At 69.1% G+C, this 1,089-nt stretch carries 2 protein-coding genes; both read left to right on the forward strand.

The genetic code is table 11. The features are described 5' to 3' along the window. Positions 1-199 precede the first annotated feature (199 nt). The gene (locus OR37_RS20510) at positions 200-538 is read left to right on the forward strand and encodes an ArsR/SmtB family transcription factor (protein ID WP_004625510.1); all 339 of its coding nucleotides are present in this window, start codon (positions 200-202) and stop codon (positions 536-538) included. Beyond that, on the forward strand, positions 535-993 hold the full coding sequence (locus tag OR37_RS20515; protein ID WP_004625511.1) for an SRPBCC family protein: 459 nt from the start codon (positions 535-537) through the stop codon (positions 991-993). Before OR37_RS20510 ends, OR37_RS20515 begins: the two co-directional genes overlap by 4 nt. Positions 994-1,089 lie beyond the last annotated feature (96 nt).

A 1,089-nucleotide genomic window follows, 5' to 3' on the forward strand; every position in this document is an offset into this window, starting at 1 on the left:
AGCTTGGGGGAGGGGGACCGCCGAACGGCGGTGGAGGGGGCCAGCGCCGCCCCCTGCCGAGTCATGACCAAACCCCCTCCGTCACGGCGCGCTTCGCGGCCGCGACACCTCCCCCAAAAGGGGGAGGAGGGCTGAGCGCGCGCCCAAACACTTAAGCACATACTTGACTATCCACCCTCGCGTCTCGATACTTAACCCCATGCTTAACCAACAGCCGTCCCTCGACCTGATGTTCCAGGCCCTCGCGGACCCCGCGCGGCGGAGCATGGTCGAGCGGCTTTCCCGGGGTCCCGCCTCGGTGAGCGAACTGGCCCGGCCGCTCGACATGTCGCTGCCGGCGGTCATGCAGCACCTGGCCGTGCTGGAGGCGGGCGGCATCGTGGCGTCGGAAAAGGTCGGACGGGTGCGCACGTGCGCGATCCGCCCCGAAGTCCTGAGCCTCGCCGAACAGTGGATCAACCAGAGGCGCACCCAGTGGGAACGGCGCCTCGACCGCCTGGGCGACTTCCTGGCGGCCGAAGACGAGGAAACGACATGACCCAGCGCAGCGCCATCCACGCCACCTTCGTCGTCGAGCGGGTCTATGCCGCCTCGCCGGCCCGGGTGTTTTCCGCCTTCGCCGATCCGGAGAAGAAGGCCAAGTGGTTCAAGGGCCCCGACGAATGGGGGCCGGGCGACATCGGCTTCGACTTCCGCGTGGGCCACGGCGACCACAGCATCGGCGGCCCGCCGGGGGACCCGCCGCACCGCTTCCACAACCGCTATCTGGAGATCATCCCCAACACGCGGATCGTCTACGCCTACTGGATGCACCACGGCGACCCGCTGGCCTCGGCCTCGATCGCGACCCTGGAGTTCAAGCCGGAGGGCGACAAGACCCGCCTGGTGATGACCGAGGTCGGGACCTTCCTGGACGGCTGGTATGACGCGCCCGGCCGCGAGGAAGGCACCCGCTGGCTGCTGGAGAAGATCGCGCCGCTGGTGGAGGGGTGAGTCTCCGAACCTCTCCTCCCCCGTCTGGGGGAGGTGTCGCGCCGCGAAGCGCGGCGTGACGGAGGGGGTTCGTCATGACTCCAAAGCGCCTGCGTT

It is taken from the genome of Caulobacter vibrioides OR37 (assembly GCF_000372645.1).
Classification (GTDB): Bacteria; Pseudomonadota; Alphaproteobacteria; order Caulobacterales; family Caulobacteraceae; genus Caulobacter; species Caulobacter vibrioides_E.

Bases quoted from the DNA above. Each gene is read 5' to 3' on its own strand.
- OR37_RS20515 (WP_004625511.1), top strand. From the start codon at position 535: ATGACCCAGCGCAGCGCCATCCACGCCACCTTCGTCGTCGAGCGGGTC.
- OR37_RS20510 (WP_004625510.1), top strand. From the start codon at position 200: ATGCTTAACCAACAGCCGTCCCTCGACCTGATGTTCCAGGCCCTCGCG.